The sequence below is a fragment of the Pseudomonas sp. ES4 genome (assembly GCF_050586665.1).
GTDB classification, from domain to species: domain Bacteria; phylum Pseudomonadota; class Gammaproteobacteria; order Pseudomonadales; family Pseudomonadaceae; genus Aquipseudomonas; species Aquipseudomonas frederiksbergensis.
This window is the reverse complement of sequence record NZ_JBOBDO010000015.1, coordinates 132434-148695: the sequence shown is the minus strand read 5'-3', so window position 1 is coordinate 148695 and position 16262 is coordinate 132434. Positions and strand designations below refer to the sequence as shown.

Sequence of the window (16262 nt, the reverse complement as noted above, 5' to 3'; positions counted from 1 at the left end):
GGGAAATCGATACTTGTGCATTCACAATTTTTTCACCAAGGCCAACCACCGTCTAAGCTTCAGACAAGTCCTCTCAATCTGCGTGAATGGATCAGTCGACTATGGGCGTTTTGTGGCAAACCGATTCGAGTAAAAATGTGGTTCAGACTGGACGTATGGACGAAACGCCTTTACCTGAAAAATCCCGAAGCAGTCGCACCAGGCACGGCTGGGGTGCGTTTTGGTTGTTGTTGCTGATTATCCTGATTGTCGTCGGGTTGGCCGCAGCCAAGGAAATGCGCACGTCGAAGTTTCAATCCCGGGAACTGAGCCAATACGCCGCCACTTTGAGTTACGAGCTCAAACCCGGTCCCAGCGATGCCATTCGCTATCCCGGTGCCGGTCCTTTCGACTTGCGCCTGGGCTACAGCTCTCTGGATGAATTCCTGCCACGTCTGATCAAGCGTGACTACGTTGTGGCAGCCCAGACCCGGTTTTCACAAAAACTGATGGACTACACCGACAAGGGCTTTTTCGTGCCCTACCCGGAAAAAATCCAGGCGGGATTGTCGATCACCGATTGCCGTGCGGCACCGCTTTACCAGTACAAGTACCCACAACAACTGTATTCAAGCTTTGCGGCAATCCCTCCCGTGGTGGTCAACAGCTTGCTGTTCATCGAAAACCGCTTCTTGCTCGATCCCCGTCAGCCCCGGGCCAACCCCGCCGTGGATTGGCCTCGGTTCGGCATGGCAGCGTGGTCCCAGGTTGCCAAGTTGATGCACCTGCCGGGCCAGTCGGCGGGCGGCAGTACCCTGGCGACGCAACTTGAGAAGTACCGGCATTCACCCGATGGCCTGACCGTGTCGGGCGCGGAAAAAATCCGTCAGATGATTTCTGCCAGCGTGCGCGCCTATCAGGCCGGGCCGGAGACCCTTGAAGCCCGGCAGAATGTGATTCGCGATTACCTCAACAGCGTGCCTCTGTCGGCGGTACCCGGCCACGGTGAAGTGCATGGCATGGCCGAAGGTTTGCGTGTCTGGTACGGCGCCGACTTCAACCAGGCCAACGAGCGGCTGGCCAGCAAGGAGATCGATCCGAAAAGCATGTCGGAAAAAGGTCTGGCCCTGCGGGAGATGCTGTCTTTGATGATTGCCCAGCGCCGCCCTTCCCACTACCTGACCAAGGGCCGCGAGGAACTGGCCAGCCTCACCGACAGCCACATCCGCCTGCTGGCTCAGAATGGCGTGATCGATGCGCCACTCGCGGCGGCGGCATTGGCCAGCAAAGTGACCTATCGCGACTGGCAGACACAACCCACCATTCAGCCCATCGAAACCAACAAGGGCATCAGCGTGGCACGCAGTCGTCTGGGCGGGTTGCTCAACCGTCCGCTGTACGACCTCGATCGCCTTGATCTTTCCGCCACCAGCACCCTGCAAGGCGAGTTGCAAGCCCAGGCCACCGAGTACCTCAAGCATCTGGCCGACCCTGAGTTTGCGGCGCAGATCGGCTTGATGGGCGAACGCCTGCTGACCCCCACCAGTACCGCCCAGGTGCGCTACAGCTTCACACTGTTCGAACTGACCCCGGATGGTTCGCGGGTGCGGGTGCAGACCGACAGCACCGACCAGCCGTTCGATATCAATGAAGGCAGCAAGCTGGAACTGGGCTCCACCGCCAAGATGCGTGTGCTGACCACCTATTTGCAGATCATCGCCGAGCTGCACGAAAAATACGCAGCCATGACCGTCCCGGAACTGAAGAAGGTCGACGTCCCGGATCAGGACCGCCTGAGTCGCTGGGCCGTCGATTACCTGATCCAGACCAAGGACCGCAATTTGCCAGGCATGCTCGGCGCTGCACTGGATCGCAAATACTCGGCCAGCCCCGGTGAAGCTTTTTTCACCGGTGGCGGGCTGCACACATTCGTTAACTTTCGCAAAGAAGACAACGGGCGCCTCCCGACCCTGCGCGATGCCCTGCGCGAGTCGATCAACCTGCCATTCATTCGGCTGATGCGTGACCTGGTGCGCTACACCACGTATTCCGGCCCCAATAGCAGCGCCGAATTGCTCAAAGACGACCGCGACCCTCGGCGTCAGGAATACCTGGCTTCGTTTGCCGACCGCGAAGGCACATCGTTCCTGCTGAAGTTCTGGAAGAAGTACAAGAACAAGGACACCCAGGCGCGACTCGAGACCTTCCTCGACGGCATGCGCCCGACCCCGATCCGCATGGCCGCGGTGCATCGGTATCTGTTGCCACAGGCCAGTCAGGAAAGCTTCAACATGTTCGTGCGCTCGCACCTCAAAGGCGCCAAGCTCACCGAAAAACTGACTGACGAACGTCTTCAGCGGCTTTACGAAAGCTACGGCCCTGGCGCCTATGACCTACCGGACCAAGGCTTCATCGCCAAGGTTCACCCGCTGGATCTCTGGTTGATCGGCTATTTGTTGAACAACCCCGACGCCAAGTTCAGCCAGATCGTCAAAGCCAGCCAGTTCGAACGCCAGGAAGTCTACAGTTGGCTGTTCAAAAGCCGTCACAAGGGTGCGCGCGACAGCCGCATTCGCACCATGCTGGAGATCGAGGCGTTTCTCGACATTCACCAGCGCTGGCAGAAAGTCGGCTATCCGTTCGATCACCTGGTGCCATCGCTGGCCACCGCCATCGGCAGCTCCGGCGATCGTCCGGCAGCCTTGGCGGAGCTGATCGGCACCATCCTCAACGATGGCGTGCGCATGCCCACGCTGCGCATCGACAGCCTGCATTTTGCAGCGAACACACCGTACGAAACCAAACTGATCAATAACCCGGATGTCGGTAAACGGGTGATGTCTTCCGAGGTGGCCACAGCCATGCGTGAAGCGTTGTCGCAGGTGGTGGATGCCGGTACAGCCAAACGCATCTCCGGCAGTTTCATAACGCCTGATGGCAAACCGTTGGGCATGGGCGGCAAAACCGGTACGGGCGATAACCGCATCGAAGCCTTCGGTTCGGGGGGGCGAATTCTGAGTTCGAAATCCATTAACCGCACCGCGACCTTCGTGTTCTACATCGGCGATCGTCACTTCGGCACGATGACCGCGTTCGTGCCCGGGCAAACGGCCGAAGCGTTCAAGTTCACCTCTGCCCTGCCAGTGCAAGTGCTCAAGGGGATGGCGCCGATTCTGACGCCGTATCTGCAACCGGGAAGCAGTGTCGCGTGTGCGCCGGTTCCGACATCGCGACTGTGAGTTTCAGACATTCAGTTCAATGGTGGCGGCCGATGCGCGAGCGCCTTGAAAACCGAAGCGCTGCTTGCGCTCACTCCCCCGGCGCCCTGGCGTTGAACAACAACAGTACGTTGCCGTCGTAATCCCCCGGGCGGTATCCCCCGGGCGGCTTCACTGGCGCGATTTCCAGCAACACCCGCGTGCCTGCCGCCGCTTCAGCCGCCGACACCACCAGCCGTGAAGAAAGGTCCGGGCTCAACTCCACCCCGTTGAAACTGACCCGCAATGCCATGTTGTCACTCGGCCTGCCGTTCGACAGGTAGGGGGTGGCCTCCAGGCGCGCTTCAATGGCGCTGGTGTCATGCCGCACATCGAAATACTTGCGCACGCTGCTCAGGGTCTTGGTGGAAGGGTTCCAGTTCAACCGCTGCGGTCGGTGAATCCAGTCCGACTCGGCCGGGATTACGTAAAACCCGAGGGTCGGAATATCCGCCGACACTTCGAACGTGTGCTCCTCCCGCGCCGCGAAAGCGCAAGCACTTATCAGCGTCAAGGCCCCCACGCATCCGGCGACGGTCGCTTGCTTGATCATGTCAGTTATCTGTTGCATCACCGATCACCTCATCATGGCTTGCTGGCGATGCGCAGCGTTTTTTTCGCGTTGCCCTCGACCAGATTGAAGCGGTACTCGCGACCGGGCTTTTTCTCGAATTCGAACGTCTTGCCCGCGAGGATGTGGTGTTTGGTAGTCGGCTCGCACTCGGTTTCATCCTTCAGCGAGCAGTTGCGAAACTCGTCGACCACCACGACCGTATTGCCGTTATTGCGCAGCGTGTAACGCTCGGCTGCGTCATCGATCACGCTGTCGAAACGAGTGTCCTTTGGCCGCACGAAGAACACCGTGCCAAACCCGGTCATGACGTTGACCCCCGCCGACAGATTCTTTTTGTACTCATCGCGTTCCTCGCTGGACACCGCAAAATCGTCTTCCTTTTCCGGCACCACCGGCACAAAGCGCACGCGAAAATATCGTTCGGTGTCCCGATTGCCCATCAGCAGCAAGCGTGTGCCCTGCATGCCATTGGCCGGCACGATCAAGCGCGCGGGACTGGCCATCAAGCCATCGCGGCCACTCGCATCCGCTTGGGTCTTGACCGGCACTTCACGGGACGTGCCATCGTCGTCGTAGAGGATCTCCAGGATGTTGACTTTGACGAACGCGGTGCTGTCACCGCGGTTGAACACACGCTTGAGGTACGTGCTCTTGTCACCATCCAGATAGTCGTAGACCGTTCCGACGTTAATCTGCGGCCCGGCCTGAAGACCCAATGAAAAACCGCTCAACCCCAACAGCAACCACAGACGTTTCATACCCTTGAACCTCATGACAATGAACACAACACGAATGGCACCTGGCGATACGTAGCCCATCAAAGATCCGAATCCCAGATCACCGTGACGTTGCCGGCGTAGTAGCCCGCCTGGCCGGGGCTGAGCATGAAACCCATCTGACTGGCTGGAATTTCGAAGTGCAGTACGCCTGGACGCCTTTCCACATAAAAGCTCGGTTGAAACTGCTGGGCATTCGCTGCACCGGTACGTAGCCGGCGTTGCTTGACCGGTTGGCCGGCGAGGTCGGTCAGGCCATTGGGCAGCGTGGTGCTGACCTGCACCTCAACCGCACGCCCGGTCTTGCGGTCCAGGATCATGCACTCAAAAGGGTTTATGGCGATTTCGCATTCCAGGTGCATTTTGAAACGCGTCGACGCCGAGATATTGAAACTCTGATCCCGGAACAGCCGTACAGGCTTTCGCCCTTCCTGCAGCCAGCTTTGCCAGCCACCTGCCGGGGTCAACCGGACTTTTTCCCCGCCAGGAGGGATATCGACTTTCAGCGTGTGCTGTACGTCCAGCACGAAGTCCAGGGTCAGGTTACTGTCGTTCGCAGGCATGCTTCCCAAGTCGAAATCAGCGCCTGGGCCGACCCGATAGCTCATCGATCCGGTATAGAGCCCGCTCGACATTCCCAGCGGGTTGGGCGTGCGCAGTTCATAGGCAATATCCAGATTTTCGAAGGACATGTGCGGGATAGCAAAGTAGGTTCTTTTGTTGCAGGCCGCCTCTGTCGGGGTTTTCCAGAAGAATCGATACGTACTGGGTGAGTACGCCCCTACACCGCTGTACTCGCAAGGAGGTGGCGCGTATACCCAGCTGCTGCCGTACCACAGTTTCTGATGTCCCTCGAGAATGTCTGTCACACCGACCAGGCTGGCGGCCGAATGACTCAGGACGTATTCGGAACCAACACCGGTAATGCGCACCTCGACCGTTTCGGTTTCCAGTGTTTGCCTGTTCGTCACCGTCAGTTGCCGCCAGTTGGCCGGTACTTTCACAGGGATGAGATCCAGACGCCCGATGTTTGCCCTCGGTCCGAAGCGAATCGGCAAACGAATGCTGAACATATTGTTGTCCTGGCACTGGTCCGGGTAAGTCGCGCAATAGCCGCTGTTCGGGGTCTTGTTGATGAATACGTTTTTTTGCGGCTGCGAGGGATCGGGGGTGAACAGCGCCCGGATCTCCTGATTCACCGCCCCAACCGATGGAGCCACCAGCGTCATCGCCAGCGCCAGGCCGATAGTAGAGATTTTCATGGCTTCAACCTGCCTTCTGGTCAGAGGAACTGGCATCGGCCAGCGTGTCCGGCGTGCACTGCAGATCACCAATCATCAACACGTTGTTTTCACTGCGATAACGATTGGCATCAAGGCGGAACTGGCACAACAGCTGATTGGCGTAACGCACCTCCAGGGTCGGTGAACCGGCGTTCATCTCCATCGAGAAAAACCCGTCGACTTCAGTCACCCCACGGCTGGCATGGTTGATCACGTGATGCCCCTTGAGCGGCTGTCCTTGTGCATCGAGCAAGCGCCCGAGCACAGTCAGGGTTTTCATCACCCGCACCTGGCGATATTCCACGCCGCCCTTGTTCAAGTGATAGCGGGTACGGGAAGGTTCGATGCTCGCCGCCGGCACATGGTTGCCTTCGAAATCAAAGCTCACCGAGCTGTTCCTGTAGGCCGTCAATGGAATGAAATTGCGCCCCGGGCGCAACGCCACGCTGCCGCCACTGAGGTCGTCGGCGCGCAGGGCGATGCCGTCGATATCGGACTCGATGTCGACAATCATCCCGGCGCCGCGCCCCTGATGCTGGCTGGTCAGGGCCATGCGCTGACCACCAACGACCACCGTGCTGTCGAGGTTTACGCCGCCTGTGAAGTTGCCGTTGAAGGAGGAACGCTGAACAAAACCGTCGCCGTTGATTGCATCGGTGCGAAAGTTCGTCAGGCTCGACAAGCCGACGCCGTAAGTGTCTGTGAGCGCGGTTACCGAGACACTTTGCAGCACATGGTCTTGCAGGTCTTTGCGGTAACCGAGTGACGCGTTGTTGTCGCGGCTGCCGTCACGGGCCGTACGCGAACCGATGCTGCCGGATACCTGCTGACCAGGTCCGCCCAGTGCCATGTTGATGCTTAGATCGACCCCGCGATTACGCGCATCGCCGCTGCTGAAGCTGCCCGGACGATCGAACAGCGACAGTCGCCAGTTGGCATCGCTGCCCAGCAGCGTCATGCGTTGCGTCCAACCCAGGTCCAGGCCCACGCCTTCAACGTTGCCGTCGCTGTGAGACACCCGCGCGTTGAGCGAACTTTTGCGGCTGATCCGGTGGTTCAACGCCAGCGATGAATTGCTGGTTTCGCCGGTGAACACGTTACGTTGGCGCACGCGGGTGCCGTCGGGCAATGTGTCGTAGGTGTTGGTGGTGTCGAGCCAGCTGCGGTTATGGCTCACGACCAGGCTGCCGGAACCATAGTTGTAGAGCGCTTGCAGATCGGCGCCGCTGCCGTGGTCTTCGGTCTGGTACAGATTGGCGTAGAGGTTGATGCTGTTGGCCAGGCTCCAGTCGATGGAACTGCCGTACTGAAGGGTGTTGCGGACCTGACGTGCCGACAACCCTAGAATCGCTCGAGGATGCAGCAGGTAGTTGATCGCAGCTCCCGCCGTCGCATCGCCGTCGTTCTGTTGATCCCAGTTGCTGAGCAGTTTGCTTTCCTGCCCGGCGAACAGGTTATAGCGCCAGCGCTCATCGAGATTGCGCCAGTTGTTCGGTTTGTAGATCAGTTCCTGGGTGGTCGTGGTGGTTTGACCGTCTTCGATCAATCGCACTTCCACTTCGTAAATACCGCCGGGCAATGGCCGGGTGTCGAGGGTCTGCAAACCTGCCGGGACGGATTGGGTGTGGATCAGCAAACCATCGCGATAAATCTCCACCGAGGCCTGGCGATTGGCGGTGACATAAATCGGATAAACACTGGGTTTCGGGCTGTCGATCGCCAGGCTGTCAGAACTGCCGTACATCACGCCCACGGCGATGTCAGGGCTGGTGCCAAACGAGCGCGGCTGGCGAGTGAGGCCTTCGGAATTGGGGGTGAAATATCCCAGTCGAAAAAAACTGCCTTGCAGTTCGCGCTGGGTGTAGAGCTCATGCACCGCGTGGTAGGTCTTGGTGTCCGGGCCGCCAAGACGTGCCAGTTGCATGTTGAAGGTCTGGCTCCAGTTGCCAAGGCTGCCACTGGCTTCGAGGCCGAAGCGCCCCCCCAGATCCTGTTCCTGGCCTCCGTTGAGGTTGAGCTGGTTGCGCACCATCAGGCCGCTGCTGCCGCCTTCGGGCTGTTCGTAAAACCGCTTGGCTTGAGTGTCGCGCTCGGCATTTTCGGTGACGATCGACAGCAATGAGCTTTCCAGGTTGTAGTGAACCGCCAGCATCTGTTCCGGGCACTGGCCGGTACAGGCGCCCAGCGCCACGCCGGGCTTGAGAACATCGGCCCAGGTTTGGCGCTCACTGGCGTCAAAACGGCTTTCGCTGGTATCGGTGAAATCGAGCAACGTCACCCGGTCGTCGCGGGACAACACAATCATCGCCTCGCCGAGAGGCTGTTGATCGAGCTCGACCCGAACGGCCAACGGCACATCGAAGAAATGCTCCTCGAAATCCGCCGGCAGACCCTTGGCCTGGGCCAGCAAACTTCTGGGGGTATGATCAATAGAAGTCGGCGCCGCAAATGCGCTGCTACATAACAGCAACGCAAGCGCTGCCGCGATGGGCGTCATCGGGAACATGAACAAGTACTCTGATTACAAGGAAGTCAAAACCCGGCCGACAAACCGAAAGTTTGCCGACCGGTTACGTTACTTTGAATAAGTAAACGTTCTGCCGCGAGTGTTACTTAGACGGAAGGTTCAACGACCAGCAGGACAACGCCGGTGTAATCACCTGCATCAGGCTTGCCGCCTGTTGCACTGATTTTGAACGGTGCGCGATAGCGGACGTTGGACTCGGCTTCACCAACAACTTCCTGCGAAGTGGTCGTCAGCGTTTTGCCGTTGAGCTCGACTTTCAGGTCGATGGTCTTGTTACCGGCAATCAGCTTCGGCACGCCTTCCAGGCGGGCGTGAACCTTGCCGGCGGTGTGCAGCACGTCAAAGTGCCCGTCGACTGTTCTCATGGAGTCGGTAGACGGGTTGTAGCTCATGTCCTGGTCCTTGTTGACCAGGTCCGCATCGACCGGTACCGCGTAGAAATCGTCGGCCGGAACGTGGGCCAAAATGTTGATGGAGTGCTTGGCCTCGGTAGCGGCAAACGCCATCGAGGAGCTCAGTGCCAGAACAGCCAAAGGAGCAGCAAACGCGATTTTCTTGAACATTAGTCAGTACCTGTCGTTTTAAATAATCGATTCGTTGAAAGTTCCTGAATAAGTAAAACTGTCACGAGCAGTTATGACTCAACTGAACTTTCAACGCCGAAAGATGATCGACCAATTATTCTGGAAAGTAAGCAGGCAAGTTCCGACAACCGTGTAGCCAAAGTGCATCAGCGAGGAAAGAAAAAACCTGAAATAACATAAAAGTGACTGTCTGACTGTAAGACACAGACTACAAACCCTGCTCTATCAGCAATAACAACGAGATATTAACTAAGCAACTTCTGTAGGACTAACACTACATACCCAGCAAACATTAGGCACACACATAACATTAGAGAGTTAACACTAATTTCCGGCCTTTAACTGAATTAAAAACCACCATTTTTCTGATATTGCAGGCTTCGACCCGACGCGACGTTCGGGGTAGCCACTGGTCGGGAGTCCTTGCCTTCTCGTTAAGATATATCTTAAGTTGTATCTAAACACGACGAGAGAAAGCAAAAAATGAGAGACCATCATTCCCCCCACCGTGAACACGGTGACGGCCGCGACGGCTTCGAGAAACGCCCCGGCCGCGAACGCGGTGGACGCGGCCCCCGGGTATTTGCCCCCGGTGACCTGAAATTGCTGCTGTTGGCGCTGATCGCCGAACAGCCGTGCCATGGCTATGACCTGATCCGCCAGATAGAAAGCATGTTCGACGGCGCCTACTGCCCCAGCCCCGGTGTGATCTACCCGACCCTGACCTTCCTCGAAGAAAGCGAAATGATCCTGGGCGACGCCGAGGGCGGAAAAAAACGCTACACCATCACCGAGGCCGGACGTCTGTCATTAAGCGATCAGGCGATCGCACTGGACGGCGTGCGGATGCGCATCGAAGTCAGCAAGCGCTCATTGCGCGGCCATGACCGTCCCGCCGAAATTCACGAAGCAGTGCACAACTTGCGTCATGCCTTGCAGATGCATCACGGCCGCTGGAGCCCGGAAGAAATCCTGCGGGTGCGCGACCTGCTGAACAACACCGCCAAAGCCATCGTCGACGGCCCTGCCGTTCAACCCGCTCAGGAGCAAGCCGAATGACTGAAGTGATCGTGCAAACCATCCACCGTGTCAGCCACGAGATCAAACGCCGTCGTCTGGAAGTGTTGCGGGTGGTCGACCTGACGCCGCGCATGCGTCGCATCACGCTGGGTGGTCCGGAATTGGCGGGCTTCGTCAGCCTCGGCACGGACGACCACGTCAAACTGCTGTTTCCACAAAACGCGGCGGAACAAGCGGCGCTGGAAACCCTGGTGCTCGGTGCCGGCAAAACCGATCAGCCGATGCCGGCCATGCGCGATTACACGCCGCGTCGTTACGATCTCGACACGCTGGAACTGGACATCGACTTCGTGCTGCACGGCGACGGCCCGGCCTCGACCTGGGCCGAGCAAGCCAAACCCGGCCAGTTCCTGCACATCGGCGGGCCACGGGGATCGATGGTCGTGCCGGACATCTTCGACAGCTACTTGCTGATCGGTGACGAAACGGCCCTGCCTGCGATCGCTCGACGCCTGGAAGGCCTGGCGGCCGATCGCCGGGTGCTGGCGGTCATCGAAGTGGAGAACGGTGCCGAGCAACAGAAGCTGGAAAGCGCTGCGCAGGTGAATGTGATCTGGGTCTTGCGCGAAGGCGGGAAGAACAACTTGCTCAACACCGTGAAGGAACTGCAAGTGCCCAGCGGCAATCTGTACGCCTGGGTGGCGACCGAAAGCAAAGTGTCGCGGCAGATACGCCGGGTGTTGCTCGATGAGCATGGACTGGATGAAAAGTTCGTCAAAGCTGTGGGTTACTGGCGGCTGGATGATAGCGTTGATGAGTGATCAAGGCTTATAAGCTTTTTTGTGGCGAGGGAGCTTGCTCCCGCTCGGCTGCGAAGCAGTCGTGAAATCAGCATACGCGGTGTTTCAGTTAAAACTCAGTCGCAGGTTTTAGCACTGCTACGCAGCGCAACGGGAGCAAGCTCCCTCGCCACAAAAGTAATCAAATCACCATCAGTGTTCACTTTCGACCCGCGCGCCAGCGATCCAGCCCAATCAACACAAGCGCAATCACCACAAATCCCACCAATACCCCCCCGGCATTCACAAACACCTGTGGATAACCCAGCTTCTCGACATCAATGAACGGATAGGGATAAACCGCCAGCAGATGCCCGCGCCACAACGAATATGCGAAGTACACCACTGGATAGATCACCCACGCAGCGATATGCCGCAGTCGCAACGCGCCTTTCGGCACACAGCACCACCAATACGCCAGAAACAGCAGGGGCATGACGTCATGCATCAGCTCATCGGCCAGCCATTGCCAGCCTTGTGGATGCCATAAATGGCGCAACAACACGTTGTAGGCCAGGCCGACCACGGCGATGCTCACGGCAATGCCGCTACTCACCCACGGCTGCAAAAACCAGCGGCGCGCCGCCGACTCGCGGGACGTCAGTTCACAGGTCAGCACGGTCGCCACCAGCGTATTGGTCAGCACCGTGAAATAGCTGAAGAAGCTGACCAGCCCGCCGAGCAGGCTGGCCTCCAGCGTCCAGCGTGAGTAGAAAATCAGGTACAGCTGAATGCCCAGTCCCGCCCAGCCAAGCACCGCCGCCACTGCAACAAAACGACGCCTCGCGGCGGCCCCCGGCGTCGAGAGGCTAACCATGCTCAGACCGGGCGCTTGGTGCGCATCAACTTCACGTACAAGCGTTCGACCTTTTCCCGCGCCCACGGGGTTTTGCGCAGGAAAGTCAGGCTCGACTTGATGCTCGGATCACTTTTGAAGCAGCGGATATCGATGCGTTCGGCCAGCCCCGACCACTCATAGTGTTCAACCAGCGCGTTGAGGATTTGTTCCAGGGTCACGCCGTGCAGCGGGTTGTTGTTCTGTTCGGTCATGCCGGGCCTTCGAGCGGTGAAAGAATGGGAAGCCGCGCACCTTAGCCGAGGGTGTGGTCGGGTGGAAGCGCTCTGTGTGTTCCTCCATTAAATGTAGGTGACCTGCAAAAGAACGCACCCGGACCTGTAGGAGCAAGCGGTGCGCACTGTTACCAAATCCGAAACGCTCCATGTCAGTAAAAGCGCTTTCTCTATTTGTAACAGGACATTATCCTTGCGCCCGTCAAGCTGAAACGCTTCCGTTGCCCGCGACATACTGCCGCTTCAGTTCACTTCCCAGAAAAAGACCCAGAATTACTTCCCCTATGCCTTATCTTCAAACTCCGCGAGACAGCGCTGTCTGCCCCCCTATTGCTCATCGAAAAGCCCTGAACCTGATCGGCGGATTCACCGCGTTGGGCCTCGCCACTTGCACCCAGGCCGCTCCGGCTTTCGACAGTGAGTCGCCGTGGATGCTCGGCGACTGGAACGGCACGCGCACCGAACTTTCGGAAAAAGGCTACGACTTCAAAGTCGATTACACCGGCGAAATGGGCAGCAATCTGCACGGCGGTTACGACCACGACCGTACCGCTCGCTACAGCGACCAGTTCGGCTTTGGCACTCATCTGGACTTGCAGAAAATTCTGGGCTGGGACGACGCCGAATTTCAGCTGACCATCACCGAGCGCAACGGCAACAACATCAGCAACGACCGGATCAATGATCCGCGCGTGGGCGGGTTCACCTCGGCTCAGGAAGTCTGGGGCCGTGGGCAAACCTGGCGCCTGACGCAGATGTGGTATCAGCAGAAATTCTTCGATCAGAAGCTCGACATCAAAGTCGGCCGTTTCGGCGAAGGCGAAGATTTCAACAGCTTCCCCTGCGACTTCCAGAACCTGGCGTTTTGCGGCTCCCAGGTCGGTAACTGGGTGGGCGACATCTGGTACAACTGGCCGGTCAGCCAATGGGCGATGCGGGTCAAATATCACCTGACGCCCGAGCTGTACGCGCAAGTCGGCGCCTACGAGCAAAACCCGTCGAACCTTGATCGCGACAATGGTTTCAAGCTCAGCGGCAGCGGCACCCAGGGGGCGATCCTGCCGGTGGAACTGGTCTGGTCGCCGAAGCTCAACGGCCTGCCGGGTGAATACCGTGCCGGCTATTACTACAGCAATGCCAATGCCACCGACGCTTACAAGGACAGCAACGGTCAGCCGGCTGCCCTGAGTGGCGAGGCTTACCGCAGCGCGTCGAGCAAACACGGCGTGTGGCTCGGTGTGCAGCAGCAATTGACCAGCCGCGCCAGCGACCACTCTCGGGGCCTGAGCGTGTTTGCCAACGGCACGATGCACGACAAGAAGACCAACGCCATCGACAACTATGTCCAGGCGGGCGTCGTCTACAAAGGCTTGTTCGATGCACGCGCCAGGGACGACATCGGTTTCGCCCTGGCTCGCGTCCACGTCAACCCGGCCTATCGCAAGAACGCCGAGGCGACCAATCAGGCCCGCGCCGTGTTCGACTACAACGACCCGTCCTTCCTGCCACCGCAGGACACCGAATACAGCGCCGAACTCTATTACGGCGTGCACGTCACGAACTGGCTGACCGTGCGCCCGAACCTGCAATACATCCGCCACCCCGGTGGCGTTGACCAGGTCGATGACGCGCTGATTGGCGGGATCAAGATCCAGTCGTCGTTCTAATTAAAACCACAAGACCTGTGGGAGCTGGCTTGCCTGCGATGACGGTATGTCAGCCGACACTTTTGCCAACTGACACACCGTCATCGCAGGCAAGCCAGCTCCCACAGGGATTGAATCAACCGCACACCTTTCTTAACTGAACCCTGCCCGCGCCGGATCGTCATCTACAGTGAACTGGCGCGGGACTACTTAAAACGTCACGGAGAACCACACTATGAGCACTGATGGTGCTTTGAGTCGAAGCCGTCTGCTGCCGAGCCTGCTCGGTATCCTGCTTCTGCTAATGGGCCTGGCCATGCTGGCCGGGGGGATCAAGCTGAGCATGCTCGGCGGCTCGCTGTATTACCTGCTGGCCGGTATCGGCCTGGCGCTGACCGGCGTGCTGCTGCTTGCCGACCGTTATGCCGCGCTGAGCCTGTACGCGGTGGTGTTGTTCGCCAGTACCGTCTGGGCACTGTGGGAAGTCGGCCTCGACTGGTGGCAACTGGTGCCACGCCTGGCGCTGCTCTTCGCCCTCGGTATCGTCATGCTGCTGCCATGGTTTCGTCGTCCATTGCGTATCGGCGAATTCAACCCGGTCGGCACTGGCGTACTGAGCGCTGCCGTGGTCATTGCCGGTATCGCCGCGCTGGCCAGCCTGTTCACCAACCCGGGTGAAATCAAAGGCCAACTGGATCGCGACAGCGTGCCGGGCATGAGCAACACCGCCCCGGCCATGCCGGACGGTGACTGGAATTCCTACGGCCGTAGCGCCCATGGCGATCGTTACTCGCCACTGAGCCAGATCACCCCGCAGAACGTGAACAAGCTCGTTCCGGCCTGGACCTTCCGCACCGGCGACCTGCCAGGGCCGAACGATCCGGGCGAAACCACCGCCGAAAACACCCCGCTCAAAGCCAACGGCATGCTCTATGTCTGCACGCCGCACAGCCAGGTGATCGCGCTGGACCCGGACACCGGCAAGGAAATCTGGCGTTTCGATCCGAAGCTCTCCACGCAAAACGCGGCGAACTTCAAGGGTTGGGCGCACATGACCTGCCGTGGCGTGACCTATCACGATGACGCCGCCTACGCATCCGAGCAGAGCCCTACCGGCACTGCCAACGCGCCAGTCGCCAGTGTTTGCCCGCGCCGGATCTTCCTGCCGACCGCCGACACCCGCCTGATCGCCCTGAACGCCGACACCGGCAAAATGTGCGAAGACTTCGGCAACGGTGGTCAGGTTGACCTGACGACCAACATCGGTGAATTCACCGCCGGCGGTTATTACTCCACCTCTCCACCAGCGGTCACCAAAGACCTGGTGGTGATTGGCGGCCACGTCACCGACAACGTTTCCATCGACGAGCCAAGCGGCGTGATCCGCGCGTTCGACGTGCACACCGGCAAACTGGTGTGGAACTGGGACAGCGGCAACCCGGACGACACCACGCCGATTGCCGAAGGCAAGGTCTACACCCGCAACTCGCCGAACATGTGGTCGATTTTCAGCGTCGACGAAAAACTCGGCATGATCTACCTGCCGATGGGCAACCAGACCCCGGATCAGTTCGGTGGCGCACGCACCCCTGAATCGGAACTGCACGCCGCCGGCCTGACCGCCCTCGACATCGCCACCGGTAAAGTGCGCTGGCACTTCCAGTTCACCCACCACGACCTGTGGGACATGGATGTCGGCGGCCAGCCAACCCTGATGGACCTGAAAACCGCTGACGGCGTCAAGCCAGCGGTACTCGCCTCCACCAAGCAAGGCAGCATCTACGTGCTGGACCGCAGCAATGGTCAGCCGATCGTGCCGATCAAGGAAATCCCGGTGCCGCAAGGCGCAGTGGAAGGCGACCACACTTCGCCGACCCAACCGATGTCCGACCTCAACTTCGTGCCGCCGACCCTCAAGGAACGCGACATGTGGGGCGTGACCCCGTTCGATCAGATGCTGTGCCGGATCGACTTCAAATCCCTGCGCTACGACGGCATGTTCACCCCGCCATCGCTGCAAGGCTCGATCGTTTATCCCGGTAACTTCGGCGTGTTCGACTGGGGCGGCATCTCGGTTGACCCGGTGCGTCAGATTGCTTTCGTGAACCCGAGCTACATGGCGTTCAAATCGAAACTGATCCCGGCCGCCGAAATAGCCAAACAAGGCCCTCGCGTCAGCGAAACCGAAGGCGTACAGCCCAACAAAGGCGCGCCTTACGGCGTGATCCTCGAAGCCCTGCTGTCACCAATGGGCTTGCCGTGCCAGGCACCGGCCTGGGGTTACGTGGCGGCGGTCGATTTGACCACCAACAAAACCATCTGGATGCACAAGAACGGCACCGTGCGCGACAGCTCACCGGTTCCGATCCCGCTGAGCATGGGCGTGCCTAGCCTGGGCGGGGCCTTCACCACGGCCAGTGGCGTGGCCTTCCTGAGCGGCACCCTCGACCAATACCTGCGCGCCTACGACGTGAAAAACGGTAACCAGTTGTGGGAAGGCCGCCTGCCAGCCGGTGCACAAACCACGCCGATGACCTACACCGGCAAGGACGGCAAGCAATACGTGCTCGTCGTTGCGGGTGGTCATGGGTCGCTGGGCACCAAGCAAGGTGATTATGTGATTGCGTACAAACTGTCCGAGTAAGTTTTAGCGGCGGTTAAAGGAAAGGCGCCTCCCGTTTGGGGAGGCGCCTTTTTTGCGAGTGA

At 59.1% G+C, this 16262-nt stretch carries 13 protein-coding genes; 6 read left to right on the top strand and 7 right to left on the bottom strand.

Going from position 1 to position 16262, the window contains the following annotated elements; genetic code table 11:
* A partial coding sequence (locus tag ACQ4OB_RS17825) for a hypothetical protein (protein WP_430956142.1) occupies window positions 1–237 on the top strand: 237 nt, incomplete at its 5' end.
* The gene (locus ACQ4OB_RS17820) at window positions 156–3218 is read left to right on the top strand and encodes a transglycosylase domain-containing protein (protein ID WP_430956140.1); all 3063 of its coding nucleotides are present in this window, start codon (window positions 156–158) and stop codon (window positions 3216–3218) included. The genes ACQ4OB_RS17825 and ACQ4OB_RS17820, both read left to right, overlap by 82 nt.
* Before the next feature lie 70 nt (window positions 3219–3288).
* Here the strand turns inward: ACQ4OB_RS17820 and ACQ4OB_RS17815 are convergent, their stop codons facing one another.
* The 5 genes from ACQ4OB_RS17815 to ACQ4OB_RS17795 all read right to left on the bottom strand — a co-directional run bounded on the left by ACQ4OB_RS17815 (window position 3289) and on the right by ACQ4OB_RS17795 (window position 8959).
* A complete protein-coding gene (locus tag ACQ4OB_RS17815; protein ID WP_074873991.1) occupies window positions 3289–3789 on the bottom strand; it encodes a CS1 type fimbrial major subunit in 501 nt (166 codons plus the stop codon).
* A gap of 32 nt (window positions 3790–3821) precedes the next feature.
* Entirely contained in the window at window positions 3822–4568 is a 747-nt protein-coding gene (locus ACQ4OB_RS17810; RefSeq protein WP_430956139.1) for a molecular chaperone, read from the bottom strand.
* Between the two features lie 59 nt (window positions 4569–4627).
* Window positions 4628–5848, bottom strand: coding sequence for a hypothetical protein (locus ACQ4OB_RS17805; RefSeq protein ID WP_074873990.1), 1221 nt, complete (start codon window positions 5846–5848; stop codon window positions 4628–4630).
* A 4-nt stretch (window positions 5849–5852) separates the two neighbouring features.
* On the bottom strand, window positions 5853–8375 hold the full coding sequence (locus tag ACQ4OB_RS17800; RefSeq protein ID WP_430956138.1) for a CS1-pili formation C-terminal domain-containing protein: 2523 nt from the start codon (window positions 8373–8375) through the stop codon (window positions 5853–5855).
* Window positions 8376–8482: 107 nt separating this feature from the next.
* Window positions 8483–8959, bottom strand: a complete 477-nt coding sequence (locus ACQ4OB_RS17795) for a CS1 type fimbrial major subunit (protein WP_074873988.1) — start codon at window positions 8957–8959, stop codon at window positions 8483–8485.
* Between the two features lie 504 nt (window positions 8960–9463).
* Here ACQ4OB_RS17795 and ACQ4OB_RS17790 point away from each other — a divergent pair.
* Entirely contained in the window at window positions 9464–10039 is a 576-nt protein-coding gene (locus tag ACQ4OB_RS17790; protein ID WP_076028505.1) for a PadR family transcriptional regulator, read from the top strand.
* Window positions 10036–10821 carry a siderophore-interacting protein gene (locus ACQ4OB_RS17785; RefSeq protein WP_102616039.1) on the top strand — a complete coding sequence of 262 codons (786 nt, stop codon included), beginning with the start codon at window positions 10036–10038 and terminating at the stop codon, window positions 10819–10821. Before ACQ4OB_RS17790 ends, ACQ4OB_RS17785 begins: the two co-directional genes overlap by 4 nt.
* A gap of 178 nt (window positions 10822–10999) precedes the next feature.
* Here the strand turns inward: ACQ4OB_RS17785 and ACQ4OB_RS17780 are convergent, their stop codons facing one another.
* Together ACQ4OB_RS17780 and ACQ4OB_RS17775 are read right to left on the bottom strand one after the other, a co-directional pair.
* Window positions 11000–11656: a Pr6Pr family membrane protein gene (locus tag ACQ4OB_RS17780; RefSeq protein WP_430956137.1), complete on the bottom strand. Its 657-nt coding sequence runs from the start codon at window positions 11654–11656 to the stop codon at window positions 11000–11002.
* 2 nt (window positions 11657–11658) lie between these two features.
* Window positions 11659–11889 (bottom strand): VF530 family DNA-binding protein, encoded by a 231-nt coding sequence (locus ACQ4OB_RS17775; protein ID WP_007944895.1) that lies wholly within the window; start codon window positions 11887–11889, stop codon window positions 11659–11661.
* 305 nt (window positions 11890–12194) lie between these two features.
* Here ACQ4OB_RS17775 and ACQ4OB_RS17770 point away from each other — a divergent pair, with 305 nt between their 5' ends.
* Window positions 12195–13577, top strand: a complete 1383-nt coding sequence (locus tag ACQ4OB_RS17770; RefSeq protein WP_102616041.1) for a carbohydrate porin — start codon at window positions 12195–12197, stop codon at window positions 13575–13577.
* 214 nt (window positions 13578–13791) lie between these two features.
* Entirely contained in the window at window positions 13792–16200 is a 2409-nt protein-coding gene (locus ACQ4OB_RS17765) for a glucose/quinate/shikimate family membrane-bound PQQ-dependent dehydrogenase (protein WP_074873983.1), read from the top strand.
* Window positions 16201–16262: the final 62 nt, after the last annotated feature.

Coding starts and splice junctions, on each gene's coding strand:
- ACQ4OB_RS17770 (WP_102616041.1), top strand. CDS start 12,195: ATGCCTTATCTTCAAACTCCGCGAGACAGCGCTGTCTGCCCCCCTATT.
- ACQ4OB_RS17785 (WP_102616039.1), top strand. CDS start 10,036: ATGACTGAAGTGATCGTGCAAACCATCCACCGTGTCAGCCACGAGATC.
- ACQ4OB_RS17780 (WP_430956137.1), bottom strand. CDS start 11,656: ATGGTTAGCCTCTCGACGCCGGGGGCCGCCGCGAGGCGTCGTTTTGTT.
- ACQ4OB_RS17805 (WP_074873990.1), bottom strand. CDS start 5,848: ATGAAAATCTCTACTATCGGCCTGGCGCTGGCGATGACGCTGGTGGCT.
- ACQ4OB_RS17815 (WP_074873991.1), bottom strand. CDS start 3,789: ATGATCAAGCAAGCGACCGTCGCCGGATGCGTGGGGGCCTTGACGCTG.
- ACQ4OB_RS17765 (WP_074873983.1), top strand. CDS start 13,792: ATGAGCACTGATGGTGCTTTGAGTCGAAGCCGTCTGCTGCCGAGCCTG.
- ACQ4OB_RS17820 (WP_430956140.1), top strand. CDS start 156: ATGGACGAAACGCCTTTACCTGAAAAATCCCGAAGCAGTCGCACCAGG.
- ACQ4OB_RS17790 (WP_076028505.1), top strand. CDS start 9,464: ATGAGAGACCATCATTCCCCCCACCGTGAACACGGTGACGGCCGCGAC.
- ACQ4OB_RS17800 (WP_430956138.1), bottom strand. CDS start 8,375: ATGTTCCCGATGACGCCCATCGCGGCAGCGCTTGCGTTGCTGTTATGT.
- ACQ4OB_RS17775 (WP_007944895.1), bottom strand. CDS start 11,889: ATGACCGAACAGAACAACAACCCGCTGCACGGCGTGACCCTGGAACAA.
- ACQ4OB_RS17810 (WP_430956139.1), bottom strand. CDS start 4,568: ATGAAACGTCTGTGGTTGCTGTTGGGGTTGAGCGGTTTTTCATTGGGT.
- ACQ4OB_RS17795 (WP_074873988.1), bottom strand. CDS start 8,959: ATGTTCAAGAAAATCGCGTTTGCTGCTCCTTTGGCTGTTCTGGCACTG.